Raw genomic sequence first — 12,252 nt, forward strand, 5'->3', positions numbered from 1 at the left:
CGGGATAGCCGCTCCGCACGCCGCGAGGAAGGGCCGGGACGCGCCCGGCCCTTACCCTTCAGCTCAGCGGCAGTACACGTTGCCGTAGGCGTCGCGATAGGTGCCGTAGGGGCAGCGCGGCGCGGTCGAGGCGCCCACGATGGCACCGCCGGCGCCGCCGATCGCGGCACCCGCCAGGGCACCGCCCGCGCGGCCGGTGGCCGCCGCGCCGATCGCGGCACCGGTCAGGGCGCCGAGGCCGGCGCCGCCCAGAGCCCGGTCCTCCGGGGTGTTGCAGCCGGCGAGCGAGAGGGCGGCGATGGTGGCGATGGCGGCGGCCGTCAGCTTCTTCATGGTCCCCAGAACTCCCTTGTGAATCCGGTCCGGCCGGTGGCCGTGATCGTTGCGGATCGGGTCGAGCTTAGCAGGAAAGGAATGTCGGCCATACGGCTAAGGTTCCATCGGACGCGAGACGCGTTGCGAGACGAGTTGCGCCCGGTTCCCGTCTCGCCCTATGCCACGTTCGGAGGCGCTCCGGCCGCGGTGCCGCGACGCCCTATCCGGCACCACGCCCGGCACCAGTCCGGCACATGTCCGAGGGTCTCATGCCGACAGCCACCACGATCGTCCGCCGGGCCGCGGTCCGCGCCGACCGCGTCGCCGACACGGTGACCCTCGACCGCGCGGGCCGGGCTGCCGTCGCCGGATCCCTGGTCGCCGAGGGCGGCCTCGGCTTCGACGTCGCGCTCACAAAGGCCGCGGCGCTCGAGGACGGCGACGCCCTGCGCCTCGACGACGGCCGGCTCGTCGCGGTGCGGGCGGCCGCCGAGGATCTCCTGGAGGTGCGCGCCGAGAATCCGGCCCGCCTGCTGCGCTTGGCCTGGCAGCTCGGCGGCAGCCACGTGGACGCCGAGATCGGCGCGGACGTGCTCTACGTGCCGGCGACGCCCGCCGCGGCCGAGCTGGTGCGCGGGCAGGGCTGCGTCGCGACCCCGGTCTCCCGTGCCTTCCGTCCCGAGCAGGCCGCCCACGATCACAGCACCTGTGGGCACGATCACGGGCACGACCATCACGCCCACCATCATCACGACCACGGGCATGAGCACGGCCATGACCACGGGCATGACCACGGGCATGACCACGCGCACGATCACGGGCACAGCCACGATCACGGGCACGAGAAGCACGGCCACGATCATGCCCACGGTCACAGCCATGATCACGGCCATGATCACGAGCACGGGCACCAGAAGCACGGCCACGTGCACGGTCCCGGCTGCGGCTGCGGCCACGATCACTAGCGGTTGAGCCGGGCCCGATCGGGGATCCCGCACCGGGCCCACACCGCGGACGGTCCGCCGCCGTCACGCGGTCCTCACGCAGCCCTACGCGGCCGTCACTCTGCCGGGACGAAGCGCAGCGTGCCGGCGCGCCGCGTGGGCTGGCCGGTGTCGTTCGTGTGATTGACGCCGTCCATCACCGGGACCTCCGGAAAGTCGAAGGGACTGACCCCGTCCAGGCAGGCCACGTTGACGGCGTGGACGTTCGGGTCCGACCGCCGCTGATGGTGCGTGTAGACGCCGCAGCGGGAGCAGAAGAAGTGCTGCGCCGCCCCGGTATGGAACCGGTAGGTCGTCAGCGCCTCCGCCCCCTCCAGGATCCTCACCCCGCCCGGCCGCGCCATGACGACGACGGCACCGCGCATGCGGCAGTAGGAGCAGGTGCAGCGTCGGATCGACGCGAGATCCCCGTCGAGGGCCGCCTCGAAGCGCACCGCCCCGCAGTGGCAGCGTCCGGACCGGGTCGTTGCGTCGTCCGCCATGGTGCTGGGCATCCCGTGCGTTTTCCTGCGATCGGGCGCGGCGGCAGAGCCGGCCGGCACCTCGAACCCTAAGTTTCCGGCACCGTGCGGACAATCACCATGTCGTCACACGATGTGTCAGGAAAACTCACGCAGGGTCTCCGGCGGGCCGAGATCCTTGCCGGTCACAGGCGCTTCGGGACGGGCCTGAGGCAGTAGAGGCGCGACGCCTCGGCGGACAGGCTGTCCTGGGCGGCCACGCACTGGTCGAGGGTGAGACCGATGCTGGCCGCGTAGGGCTCGTTGGGCGACAGCGCCGCGCGGGCGAGGGCCGCTAGGTACAGCAGGAACGCCGCGACCGCGACGACCAGCGCGGCGACGAGGACGCGGTTCATCAGCATCGCCGGCGACCGCTCACGGGATCCCGACCAGCAGCAGCGCGAGCGCGAGCACCGTGAGTCCCGCTCCGATCAGCGTCACGGCGGTGTAGTCGCGTCCGGACCGCCGCGCGGGCGCGCGACCGGGCCGGATCGTGATCCGCGCCCCGGATCCCTGCGCGGGACCCGGATCCCCGGGCTGGCTCACTGCAGCAGACCCCACAGGCCCGTCGCCAGTCCGAAGGTGAGCGAGAGCATCGCTGCGCAGAGCAGGACCCGGTCGATCACGCGGGCGGCCCGATCCTCCGGCTGAACGTCGATCATGGCGGGACCTCCTCGTGGCCAGAGTGACGAGCGGCTGTTGCTGACCTGTGTCGGCCCCTCGCCGGCACACGGGTTCGTGTTGTCCGCGAGGGGGAAGGGCGGCGGGCGGCCTCGAACGGGGCTGTGCCGGCGGGGCGCGGCGCCAGGGCACCGGAACACCCGGGATGCCGTGCGGTTGGACCGGCATCCCCATCGGAGACGACGCGTGACCACGGATCCGCTGCACAAGCATCCCCGCCCGCCCTTCGCGGCGCAGCCCCAGAGCTTCCCCGGCAAGACCGGCCGCATGGAGCCCGAACCCGACCACGGCGAGGCGAGCTACAAGGGCTCGGGCAAGCTGACCGGCCAGGCCGCGCTGATCACCGGCGGCGATTCCGGTATCGGCCGCGCGGTCGCCATCGCCTTCGCCCGGGAAGGGGCCGACATCGCCATCTCCTACCTGCCGGACGAGCAGGCCGACGCGGAGGCGGTCGCCCAGTGGGTCGAGAAGGCGGGTCGGCGGGTGCTGCTCCTGCCGGGCGACCTCAAGGACGCCGCCTACGGGCGCCAGATCGTCGCCCGCACGGTCGAGACGTTCGGGCGCCTCGACGTGCTGGTCAACAACGGCGCGTTCCAGCAGCCGAACGAGGACCTCGCCGCGATCGACGACGCCGTGTTCGAGGACCATTTCCGCACCAACGTGTTCGGCGCGTTCTACGTGACCAAGGCGGCGCTCGCCCATCTGAAGCCCGGCGCCTCGGTGATCTTCACCTCCTCGGTGAATTCCAAGCACCCGATGCCGTCGCTCATGGCCTACAGCGCCACAAAGGGCGCCCTGAGCAACATGGTGCTCAGCTTGGCCCAGCTCCTCGCCGAGAAGGGCGTGCGCGTGAACGGCGTGCTGCCTGGGCCGATCTGGACCCCGTTCATCCCCTCCGGGATGAGCCAGGATTCGGTGAAATCCTTCGGCAGTCAGGTGCCGTTCGGCCGGCCCGGACAACCGGCCGAACTCGCCTCGGCCTACGTGATGCTGGCCTCCGAGGAGAGCAGCTACACGTCGGGCGCGCTCGTCACGGTGGCCGGGGCCATGCCGGTGTTCTGACGCGCCTCTCCCGCGCGTTTCACGGACAGGCCCCGCGGCAGCGGCGCCCGTCCGGGGCGACGGTGCGCTCAGGCGGCGCGCATCTCGACGAGGAAGCGCATCACCTCGGCGCGCAGGGCCTCGGCGCTGCGGCAGACGTCGCCGGCCGCGGCACCGACCTCCCCGGCCACGCGGTGCGTCGCCTCCGCCGCCGACGAGGCCGAGACCACGTTCGCGCTCACCGCGTCGGTCCCCCGGGCGGCCTCGTCGATGTTCTGCGAGATGTGCCCGGTGGCGAACCGCTGCTGCTCGACCGCCGCCGCGATCGCGCTGGCGATCGCGTTCATCGTGTCGACGGTCCTCCCGATCGAGTGGACCGCGCCGACCGCCTCCGTCGTCTCGCCCTGGATCGCCGCGATCTGCGCGGTGATCTCCTCCGTGGCCTTCGCGGTCTGCCCGGCCAAGCCCTTCACCTCGGCGGCGACCACCGCGAAGCCGCGCCCCGACTCGCCCGCCCGCGCCGCCTCGATCGTGGCGTTCAGCGCCAGCAGGTTGGTCTGCTCGGCGATCGCCGAGATGATCCGCACGACTTCCCCGATCCGCTCCGCCGCCCCGGCGAGGCCGCGGATCTGCCGGTCGGTCCGCTCCGCCTCGCTCACCGCCTGACCGGCGATCGCGGCCGACTTGGTGACCTGCCCGCCGATCTCGCCGATCGAGGCGGACAGCTCCTCGGTCGCCGCCGCCACCGTCTGCACGTTGGCGGCGGCCTGCTGCGCCGCCCCGGCGGCCGAGCCGGCCTGCCGCGACGCCTGCGCGGCGGTGTCGGCCATCGCCCGACAGGCCTCCCGCATGCCGGCCGCGGCGGTGTCGACCCGTGCCAGGAGCTGGCTCGCCTCGGTGTCGAAGCTGCGGGTCACCGCCTCCATCCACTGGGCCCGCTCCTGCCGACGCTCCTGCTCGGCGCGCTGCTCGGTCGACAGGGTCCGCGCCTCGATCATGCTGTCCCGGAACACGCCGGCGGCCTCGGCCATCTGGCCGATCTCGTCGCGCCGGCCGAGACCCGGGATGGCGACGTCCGTCGCGCCGCCGGCGAGGCGGCGCAGGGCGGCCGTGAAGGCGCTCAGGGGGCGGGTGATGCTGCGCGCCAGCAGGAACCCGACCAGCCCGATCCCGATCGCGAGGGGGATCAGCCAGAGCAGGGTGGTGACCATCCGCGCCCGGTCCAGGGCGTGGATGTCGTCCACGTACAGGGCCGAATTGATGACCCATTGCCAGGGCTCGTAGGCGAGCGAGTAGGCGACCTTCGGGGCGGGCTCGGTCTCGCCGAGGCGGGCCCAGCGGTACTCGGTGAAGCCGCCGCCCTCCCGGGCGTGCTGGATCATCGTCCAGACGAAGGTCTTCTTCATCGCCGCGTCGTCGCGGGACCGCGTGCCCTCGATCTTGGGATCGGGATGCACGACGTTGCGGCCGATGTTGCCCGGCTCCGAGCTGTAGACGAAGACGTAGTCGCCGCCGTTGTAGCGCATGGCCCGCAGCGCCTCCGCCGCGCGCCGCCGCGCCTCGTCGGCCGAGACGGCGCCGGCCTCCGCCTGCCGGGCGAACGCCGCCACGATGCCGTGCGCCGACTCGACCTGGGCGCGGATGGCGGCCCTGCGCCCCTCCATCATCACCGCGCCGACGGACGAGACCTGGACGCCCACGATCGATATGAATGCCAGTAGGATGCAACTGATAAGACAAAATATTTTTCTACCGATCGTCATCTCAAATATTCCCGCTTATAAATAAAATCATACCGCGAAGCTCGCGGATCGAATCAACTGTCCTCCGGCGCCGCGCCCGCCGATCATCTGCCGAACATTGGAATAATTCCATTCCGGCCACACATGCGAGATATGCTTCATCGCGCTCCCGGCGGAGCGGTCGGCCGGGACGATCGACCTCGTCGCGGACGGTCTCGTGCCGCCGTCGCACGCCCCGCGGGCGCCGATCGGCGGCCCGGACCGCGAGCGGTCAGGCCCGCAGAAGGCGGCGACGGACGCGTCCGCCGCGCTGCCGGAGCGAGCGAGGCTGAACACGACGTTCGAGAGGTTCACGCCGCGCGACACGTGGCGGGCCAGCGAGCCGCCGGTCGTCCACGCCCGCCCGTCGGCCGCGCTCGACCGGCTGCTCCGGGCGGCCTGCCGCCGGTCCGCTTCCGGGAGTCAGGGCGGGGGAGGCGGGTTGCGCGCAGGTCCCGGCGGTGAATCGTCGGACGCTGTCGCGCCCCGTGGAGCGCGAGGCGCGCGGCCCGACTGCGACATCGATTTCCGGCGTCCCGGCCGAGAGGATGCCCGGGGCTGACCCGGATCGCGCCGGTGCGGCCTCGAACCCGGAGGCTCCGAGCGCGGCGGGCTCAGGGATCGCGGTGCCGCTCGCGGGCGACGTGCGCGCGCCGCCGCGCCGTCAGCCTACCGCCTCGGCGCGGCGCGGGCGCTCGGCCCGGTCGCGGGCCACCCGCGCCGCCTCGACACCGCGCGCCGGAAGCGACGCGGCGGCGCGTGGTCCCGCGCGGAGCGCGTGACGCGCCGCGGTGACGTGAGGCGGCATCGACGGCGCGCCGCGTCGCGGTCCCACGCGGCGCGCCGCTCCGGCGTCAGCGGAGAAGGTTCGGGGGCACCGGCGGGCTCGCGTTGAGCAGCGTGATCGTCACCCGCCGGTTCGGCGCGAGGTAGGGATTGTCCGGGAAAACCGGCTCCGTGTCGCCGCGTCCCGATACGGAGGAGAAGTTGTCGTTGGGAACCCCGGCACCCGACAGGACCTCGCGCACGGCGAGGGCACGCCCGGCGGAGAGGTTCCAGGGCTCTCCGGCCCGCGTCGAGCCCGGGCGCGCGACGGCCGTGTAGCCGGTGATCGACAGGCGGTTGGGCAGCCGCCGGATGGCGGGCGCGAGGGCCTCCAGCACGCGACGGGTGCGGTCGTAGGGCTCGACGGACCCCTCGCGGAACATGGAGCGGCCGTCCTGGTCCACGAGGGAGACGTTCACGCCCTCCTTGGTCTGCTCGATCACGATGTTCTTCGACAGTTCGGCGATGTCGGGCATCGTCTGGAGCGCCTGCCGGAGGCTGGCTATGGCGCTGAAATTGGCCTCCACGTTGGCGACCGGGCGGCTGGCATCGACGTCGCTGACGCGCCCCGGGCTGGTCGGGCGCGTGATCTCCTCCCGCTCGGCGGAGCCCCGCTCCGCGTCGCGGGGCGTGGACGGCTTGTTGCCGGACGTGTCGAGGGCGGTCCCGTACAGGATTCCGCCGGCGCCGCTGGTCGCAGGGCTCAGAGCCGCCGGCGAGAAGTACTCCGCCAGGCCGATCTTCTGCTCCTGCGTCGTCATGCTGATCAGCCACATCAGCAGGAAGAACGCCATCATGGCGGTCACGAAGTCCGCGTAGGCGATCTTCCAGGCCCCGCCGTGGTGGGCGTGGGCGGCCTTCTTGACCTTCTTGATGATGATCGTCGCCATGGACTCCCTCCCGGATGTCGGATCAGCTCTGGGCGGGCAGAGCGGCGGTCGCCGCTTCCACTTCGTTGAAGGTCGGGCGGACGTCGCTCATCAGGGACTTGCGGGCGAACTCGACCGCCATCACCGGCGGCTGGCCGGCGATGTGGGCGAGCAGCCCCGCCTTGAGCGAGAGATAGTACTTGGACTCGGCCTCGAAGAGGCTCTTAAGCGACTGCGCCATGGGCCCGAAGAAGCCGTAGGCCACGAAGACGCCGAAGAAGGTGCCGACGAGCGCGCCGCCGATCAGGTGTCCCAGCACCTCCGGCGGCTCCTTGATCGCCCCCATCGTCTTGATCACGCCGAGCACGGCGGCGACGATGCCGAGCGCCGGCGTCCCGTCGGCGAGCGACTGCATGGCCGAGACGACGCGCTCCTGCTCCTGGTGGTGCGTCTCCAGCTCCTCATCCATGAGCGCGTCGATCTCGTGGACGTTGTTGGCGCCCAGCGTCACCATGCGCATGTAGTCGCAGACGAACTCGACCGCGTGGTGGTTCGCCGCGAAGGTCGGGAAGGCGTTGAACAGCGTCGACTCGCCCGGATCCTCGATGTGCGGCTCGAGCGCCATCGCACCCTTCTGCTTCGCGAGCTTGAACAACGAATACTGCATTCCCAGCAGCTCGACATAGGATTGCTGGTTGTACTTGGGGCCCTTGATCAGCGTGCCCAGCATGGCGGGCACGGCCTTGAGCACCGGCCCAGTGTTGCCGATGACGAAGGCGCCGATCGCCGCACCCAGGATGATGACGAACTCGAACGGCTGCCACAGGACCAGCAGATGGCCGCCCATCGCCGCGTAGCTGCCGAAGACGCAGGCGAAGACGATCACTGTGCCGACGATCAGCCGCATGATGTGCCATCCTTGCGCGGCGGCAGATGCACTCCGCGCGACGCTACCAATGACCTGGGAAATCACTGATCTTGGTTAACGGCGCGTTTAGAGCCGCGGCGGCGCGCCGGTCGACGGTCCGGGCCCCGCGGTGAACCGTGCCGTCTCTTTTGACGACGATCCGGGCGTGATACCCCGTCGTCCCGTGCTTCCCGGCGGACTCGACGATGGTCCCCATCGCGCCCCCGCGGTGGGACCGGACGGGGCCGAGCAGGCACGGCACAGCCGGATTCCGAGCAGTCCGACGCCCGATGGGGCACGCCGAGGTACAGCACGAGAGCGACAGCAAGTGATTGCCGCAACGGAAGAACCCAGAAATCTCAGCGGATGGCGCTTCTCCGTCGCCCCGATGATGGACTGGACGGACCGCCACTGCCGGGCGTTCCACCGGTCCCTCTCGGCGCGCGCCCGCCTCTACACCGAGATGGTGACGACCGGCGCGGTGCTGCACGGGCCGCGGGAGCGCCTGCTCGGCTTCGCGGAGATCGAGCACCCGGTGGCGGTCCAGCTCGGCGGCTCGGACCCGGCGGACCTGGCGCGGGCCGCCCGGATCGCCGCGGATCTCGGCTACGACGAGGTCAATCTCAACGTCGGCTGCCCCTCGGACCGGGTGCAGGAGGGCCGCTTCGGCGCCTGCCTGATGCGCGAGCCGGCCCTGGTCGGCGACTGCGTCGCCGCCATGAAGGCCGCGGTCCCCGTGCCGGTGACGGTGAAGTGCCGGATCGGCGTCGACGACCAGGACCCCGAGGCGGCGCTCGACACCCTGGCCGACGCCGTGGTGGCGGCGGGCGTCGACGGGCTGATCGTCCACGCCCGCAAGGCGTGGCTCCAGGGACTCTCGCCCAAGGAGAACCGGGACGTGCCGCCCCTCGATTACGGCCGCGCCGCGCGGCTGAAGCGACGGCTTCCCGGCCTGCCGATCGCGGTCAACGGCGGCCTGCGCGACCTGGATTCCGCGCGGGCGCGGCTCGCCGAGGTCGACGGCGTCATGGTCGGCCGCGCCGCCTACACCGAGCCGGCGCTCCTGCTCGGGGTCGATCCCGACCTGTTCGGCGTGCCGGCCCCGGCCCCCGACGCCTTCGCGGCGGTCGCAGCGTTCGAGCCCTACATCGCCGCGTGCCTCGCCCGGGGCGAGCGCCTCCACGCGGTCACCCGGCACATGCTCGGCCTGTTCAACGGCCGGCCGGGCGCGCGGGCCTTCCGGCGCCACCTCTCGACCCACGGGATGCGCCCGGAGGCCGACCTCGCGACCCTGCGGGAGGCGGTGGCGCTGGTCTCCCGCGCCGCCCCCGAGGCCCGCGCCGCCTGAGCGCCTCGCGCGGCGGCCCGGTCAGGGCCGGCGCAGGATCAGGCGGTCGCCCCGGACCTCGTAGCCGGAGAGCCGCGACAGGAAGGTCTGGCCGAGGAGGTTCGCCGAGAGCGCGCCCGGCTTGGCCACCATGGCGTTGACGCGCCGCTCGGTGATCGTCCCGACGCTGAGCGAGTCGAGCTGGGTCGGCGCCGCGTAGGTGATGCCGTTGGCGGTGGAGACGCGGGCGGTGAACTCGGAGGGCGCGGGCGTGAGCCCCAGCGCGGCGGCGTTCTCGGCGGTGAGCACGACGCTGCTCGCCCCGGTGTCGAACAGGAAGGGCTGCACCCGGCCGTTGACCAAGGCGTCGACCCGGAAATCGCCGTCCGCCCGCCGGGTGACCGTGACGGCGCCGTCGCCGCTCGAGGTCGCGCTCCCCGGCCGGAGATCGCCGAGCACCCGGGCGCCGACGTCCTGGATCCGGTCGCGGTAGCTGTAGCCGATCACCAGGGCGAGGCCGATCAGCGCCCAGGCCAGGAGCGCCTGCAGGTTCGCGCCGAGCCGGGCCGTGAACTGCCGCCAGAACCCGGCCACCACCAGGAGCAGGATCGTGCCGGTCCAGGCGAGGTTCGCCAACTGGTCGGGCTCGATCACGCCGCCGACGCTGTCGCTGCCGTCGCTGAGGACCAGGGCGACGAGAACCAGGGCGAGGGCCGCGAGGCCGAGATAGATCATGACGGCAGCGGCGCTTCCAGGGGGGTGAGGCCGGCGGCCCGCATCCGGGCGCCGAGCCCCGCCATCACGGCGCGGCGCCGGTCTTCCGACAGCGAGCCCCAGGCGGCGATCTCGTCGCGGGTCCGGCCACAGCCGCAGCACAGGCCGGTCGCGGCGTCGAGGACGCAGACCTTGGTGCAGGGCGAGGAGGGTTTCGGCGCGGGCGGCATCGGTGATCCTTGGCCGGGGGATCGTGGCCGGGTCAAGACGCGGCGGCCTCCCTCAATCCGCCACGCCCGCCGTCGCCGCCACCAGGGCCAGCAGGGCGGCGATCTCCGCGACCTGCTGGCAGGCGCCGATGACGTCGCCGGTCTGGCCGCCGATCCTGGCGCGCGCCAGCCGGGTCAGGCCCAGGGCCGCGAGGCCGGCGCACAGGATCATCAGAGCGATCCCGCCGACAGGCAGGCCGAGGGGCACGGCGCCGAGCGCCAGCACCGCGCCGAGGCCCAGCGCGGTGGCGAGGCTCGCCCGCCCCGGGCGGCCGACCGAGGCGGAGAGGCCGCCCGGCCGCGCCGGCGCGAGCAGCACCATCGGGGCGAGGGCGGCGACCCGCGACAGGGCGGCCGCCAGGATCAGGCCGGTCACGGCCGCGTGGCCGATCCGGTCGAGGAGCGTCGCCAGGGCGCCGATCCGCAGGGCCAGCGCCAGGACCAGGGCGGCGCCGCCGTAGGCGCCGATCCGGCTGTCGCGCATGATCTCCAGGCGGCGCTCCCGCGTGGCGCCGCCGCCGAACCCGTCGGCGACGTCGGCAAGCCCGTCCTCGTGGAGGGCGCCGGTCGCCACCACGGCGACCGCCACCGCGAGGGTCGCGGCCAGGAACGGCCCGAGCCCGACGGCCCAGCCGGCCGCCAGCACCAGGGCGGCGGGCAGCGCCAGGATCAGGCCGGCCAGCGGCAGCATCCGCGGCAGGGTGGTGAAGTCGGGGCTCCGGTGCGGGTCCGGCTCGCCGGGCAGTTGCGGCACCGGCAGGCGGGAGTAGAAGCGCAGGCACCCGGCGAGGTCGTAGAGGGCGCCGCGCCCGGGCCAGTCGGCCTCCCCGCCGGTCTGCCTGTCCATCGCGGCCTCTCGCATCCGCCCGCCACCGCGCGCCGCTCCCGTATAGTCTCCCCGTCCGGAGGCGCCCACAGGAAATCATCGCCGCCATGACCGATTCGACGACCGCTCCCGAACCCGGCCCCTTCGACGACATCCGCAACCTGCTGAAGGCGATGCCGGGCCCCGACGCGGAGGCGAAGGAAGCCGTCGCGGCCCGGGACGCGACCCTGACGAAGCCCGCCGGTTCGCTGGGGCGCCTGGAGAGCCTCGTGACGTGGCTGGCGGCGTGGCAGGGCAAGGCGCCGCCGACCTTCGACCGGCCGCTGGTCTGCGTCTTCGCCGGCAGCCACGGGGTCACGCGCCGCGGCGTCTCGGCCTTCCCGGACGCGGTCAACCGCCAGATGCTCGACAACTTCGCCGCCGGGGGTGGGGCGATCAACCAGATCTGCGCGGCCTACGGCCTCGGCTTCAAGGTGTTCGACCTCGCCCTCGACATGCCCACCGGCGACATCGCGGAGGGGCCGGCCCTCGACGAGCGCGCCACGGTCGCCACCATGGCGTTCGGCATGGAGGCGGTGGCCGCCGGCACCGACTGCCTCGGCATCGGCGAGATGGGCATCGGCAACACCACGGTGGCGGCCGCCCTCTACGCCGCCCTGTTCGGCGGCGATCCCGCCCACTGGGTCGGGCGCGGCACGGGAGTCGACCGGGACGGCCTGTCCCGGAAGGTCGCGGCCGTGGAGGCGGCGCTCGCGCACCATGCCGGCCACCTCGCCGACCCGCTCCAGGTCCTGGCGCGCCTCGGCGGCCGGGAGATCGCCGCCATGGCGGGGGCGATCCTGGCCGCGCGGCTGCAGCGCATCCCGGTGGTGATCGACGGCTACGTGGCGACCGCCGCCGCGGCCGTGCTACACGCCGCCGACCCAAATGCCCTCGACCACTGCCTCGCCGGCCACGTCTCGGCGGAGGGCGCCCACGCGGAGGTTCTGGAGCGGCTCGGGCTGGTGCCGCTGCTGGCGCTCGGCATGCGCCTCGGCGAGGCCTCGGGCGCCGGCATGGCGATGGGCCTGCTGAAGGGCGCGCTCGCCTGCCACACCGGCATGGCGACCTTCGCGCAGGCCGGCGTGTCGGGGAAGGGCGCGGGCTGAAGACGCGCGGGCACCTGCGCCCTCGCGTCTTTGCGAGCGGAGCGA

General features: G+C 73.0%; 14 protein-coding genes. 4 read left to right on the forward strand and 10 right to left on the reverse strand.

Annotation, left to right across the window (positions count from 1 at the left end):
* Positions 1-63: 63 nt before the first annotated feature.
* Complete coding sequence (locus ACLBYG_RS08820) at positions 64-333, reverse strand: hypothetical protein (RefSeq protein WP_012318984.1); 270 nt, start codon at positions 331-333, stop codon at positions 64-66.
* A gap of 251 nt (positions 334-584) precedes the next feature.
* Between ACLBYG_RS08820 and ACLBYG_RS08825 the strand changes: the two genes are divergently transcribed.
* Complete coding sequence (locus ACLBYG_RS08825) at positions 585-1,280, forward strand: urease accessory protein UreE (protein ID WP_447681232.1); 696 nt, start codon at positions 585-587, stop codon at positions 1,278-1,280.
* Positions 1,281-1,375: 95 nt separating this feature from the next.
* On the opposite strand, the gene ACLBYG_RS08830 is transcribed toward ACLBYG_RS08825, so the two are convergent.
* The 3 genes from ACLBYG_RS08830 to ACLBYG_RS08840 all read right to left on the reverse strand — a co-directional run bounded on the left by ACLBYG_RS08830 (position 1,376) and on the right by ACLBYG_RS08840 (position 2,365).
* The gene (locus tag ACLBYG_RS08830; RefSeq protein WP_056532787.1) at positions 1,376-1,801 is read right to left on the reverse strand and encodes a GFA family protein; all 426 of its coding nucleotides are present in this window, start codon (positions 1,799-1,801) and stop codon (positions 1,376-1,378) included.
* A gap of 164 nt (positions 1,802-1,965) precedes the next feature.
* A complete protein-coding gene (locus tag ACLBYG_RS08835; protein WP_447681233.1) occupies positions 1,966-2,175 on the reverse strand; it encodes a hypothetical protein in 210 nt (69 codons plus the stop codon).
* Positions 2,176-2,194: 19 nt separating this feature from the next.
* Positions 2,195-2,365 (reverse strand): hypothetical protein, encoded by a 171-nt coding sequence (locus ACLBYG_RS08840; RefSeq protein WP_157862090.1) that lies wholly within the window; start codon positions 2,363-2,365, stop codon positions 2,195-2,197.
* 321 nt (positions 2,366-2,686) lie between these two features.
* On the opposite strand from ACLBYG_RS08840, the gene ACLBYG_RS08845 reads away from it, so the two are divergent.
* Entirely contained in the window at positions 2,687-3,562 is an 876-nt protein-coding gene (locus ACLBYG_RS08845) for an SDR family oxidoreductase (RefSeq protein WP_447681234.1), read from the forward strand.
* A 68-nt stretch (positions 3,563-3,630) separates the two neighbouring features.
* Here ACLBYG_RS08845 and ACLBYG_RS08850 read toward each other — a convergent pair whose 3' ends face one another.
* The 3 genes from ACLBYG_RS08850 to motA all read right to left on the reverse strand — a co-directional run bounded on the left by ACLBYG_RS08850 (position 3,631) and on the right by motA (position 7,923).
* Positions 3,631-5,241 carry a cache domain-containing protein gene (locus ACLBYG_RS08850; RefSeq protein WP_447681235.1) on the reverse strand — a complete coding sequence of 537 codons (1,611 nt, stop codon included), beginning with the start codon at positions 5,239-5,241 and terminating at the stop codon, positions 3,631-3,633.
* Between the two features lie 935 nt (positions 5,242-6,176).
* Complete coding sequence (locus ACLBYG_RS08855; RefSeq protein WP_056532644.1) at positions 6,177-7,037, reverse strand: flagellar motor protein MotB; 861 nt, start codon at positions 7,035-7,037, stop codon at positions 6,177-6,179.
* 22 nt (positions 7,038-7,059) lie between these two features.
* Positions 7,060-7,923 (reverse strand): flagellar motor stator protein MotA, encoded by an 864-nt coding sequence (gene motA / locus ACLBYG_RS08860; protein ID WP_020092314.1) that lies wholly within the window; start codon positions 7,921-7,923, stop codon positions 7,060-7,062.
* Between the two features lie 328 nt (positions 7,924-8,251).
* Here motA and dusA point away from each other — a divergent pair, with 328 nt between their 5' ends.
* A complete protein-coding gene (gene dusA, locus ACLBYG_RS08865; protein WP_447681236.1) occupies positions 8,252-9,271 on the forward strand; it encodes a tRNA dihydrouridine(20/20a) synthase DusA in 1,020 nt (339 codons plus the stop codon).
* Between the two features lie 21 nt (positions 9,272-9,292).
* Here the strand turns inward: dusA and ACLBYG_RS08870 are convergent, their stop codons facing one another.
* Genes ACLBYG_RS08870 through cobS form a run of 3 tightly spaced genes read right to left on the reverse strand, consistent with a single transcriptional unit; the run spans position 9,293 to position 11,080 of the window.
* Positions 9,293-9,985, reverse strand: coding sequence for a retropepsin-like aspartic protease family protein (locus ACLBYG_RS08870; protein ID WP_056532650.1), 693 nt, complete (start codon positions 9,983-9,985; stop codon positions 9,293-9,295).
* Positions 9,982-10,194 carry a DUF1289 domain-containing protein gene (locus ACLBYG_RS08875; RefSeq protein WP_020092317.1) on the reverse strand — a complete coding sequence of 71 codons (213 nt, stop codon included), beginning with the start codon at positions 10,192-10,194 and terminating at the stop codon, positions 9,982-9,984. The genes ACLBYG_RS08870 and ACLBYG_RS08875 overlap by 4 nt, the downstream gene beginning before the upstream one ends.
* A gap of 52 nt (positions 10,195-10,246) precedes the next feature.
* Positions 10,247-11,080, reverse strand: a complete 834-nt coding sequence (gene cobS, locus ACLBYG_RS08880) for an adenosylcobinamide-GDP ribazoletransferase (protein ID WP_091925884.1) — start codon at positions 11,078-11,080, stop codon at positions 10,247-10,249.
* Between the two features lie 86 nt (positions 11,081-11,166).
* Between cobS and cobT the strand changes: the two genes are divergently transcribed.
* Complete coding sequence (cobT, locus tag ACLBYG_RS08885; RefSeq protein ID WP_447681237.1) at positions 11,167-12,207, forward strand: nicotinate-nucleotide--dimethylbenzimidazole phosphoribosyltransferase; 1,041 nt, start codon at positions 11,167-11,169, stop codon at positions 12,205-12,207.
* The last annotated feature ends 45 nt before the right edge of the window (positions 12,208-12,252 follow it).

It is taken from the genome of Methylobacterium sp. D53M (assembly GCF_053345625.1).

Excerpts from the sequence above, each read along its gene's own strand:
- ACLBYG_RS08820 (WP_012318984.1), bottom strand. The coding sequence starts at position 333 with ATGAAGAAGCTGACGGCCGCCGCCATCGCCACCATCGCCGCCCTCTCG.
- ACLBYG_RS08825 (WP_447681232.1), top strand. The coding sequence starts at position 585 with ATGCCGACAGCCACCACGATCGTCCGCCGGGCCGCGGTCCGCGCCGAC.
- ACLBYG_RS08830 (WP_056532787.1), bottom strand. The coding sequence starts at position 1,801 with ATGGCGGACGACGCAACGACCCGGTCCGGACGCTGCCACTGCGGGGCG.
- ACLBYG_RS08835 (WP_447681233.1), bottom strand. The coding sequence starts at position 2,175 with ATGAACCGCGTCCTCGTCGCCGCGCTGGTCGTCGCGGTCGCGGCGTTC.
- ACLBYG_RS08855 (WP_056532644.1), bottom strand. The coding sequence starts at position 7,037 with ATGGCGACGATCATCATCAAGAAGGTCAAGAAGGCCGCCCACGCCCAC.
- motA (WP_020092314.1), bottom strand. The coding sequence starts at position 7,923 with ATGCGGCTGATCGTCGGCACAGTGATCGTCTTCGCCTGCGTCTTCGGC.
- ACLBYG_RS08870 (WP_056532650.1), bottom strand. The coding sequence starts at position 9,985 with ATGATCTATCTCGGCCTCGCGGCCCTCGCCCTGGTTCTCGTCGCCCTG.
- ACLBYG_RS08875 (WP_020092317.1), bottom strand. The coding sequence starts at position 10,194 with ATGCCGCCCGCGCCGAAACCCTCCTCGCCCTGCACCAAGGTCTGCGTC.
- cobS (WP_091925884.1), bottom strand. The coding sequence starts at position 11,080 with ATGGACAGGCAGACCGGCGGGGAGGCCGACTGGCCCGGGCGCGGCGCC.
- cobT (WP_447681237.1), top strand. The coding sequence starts at position 11,167 with ATGACCGATTCGACGACCGCTCCCGAACCCGGCCCCTTCGACGACATC.